This is a genomic window from Halomonas sp. SIMBA_159, assembly GCF_046536035.1.
Taxonomy (GTDB): Bacteria; Pseudomonadota; Gammaproteobacteria; order Pseudomonadales; family Halomonadaceae; genus Vreelandella; species Vreelandella venusta_A.
Map to the genome: position 1 here is coordinate 1 of NZ_JAWJBT010001576.1, position 237 is coordinate 237.

Annotated in this window: 1 pseudogene; it reads right to left on the reverse strand. The window is 51.5% G+C overall.

Annotated features, from left to right (window positions below):
• Window positions 1-13 precede the first annotated feature (13 nt).
• Window positions 14-237, reverse strand: a pseudogene (locus R0J87_RS24550) (signal recognition particle protein); the annotation flags it as partial.

Sequence of the window (237 nt, forward strand, 5' to 3'; positions counted from 1 at the left end):
GCTTTAAGTATCGTTAGCGTGGAGGCAGCATACCCGGTGGCAGCTTGCCTCCCATGCCGCGCATCATCTTCATTAAGCCACCTTTACCCGACATCTGCTTCATCATTTTCTGCATCTGGGTAAATTGCTTCAACAGCTGGTTAATATCCTGCACCTGGGTACCGGAACCTGCAGCAATGCGTTTTTTGCGCGAGCCTTTTAGCAAATCCGGAAACTCGCGCTCTTTGGGGGTCATGG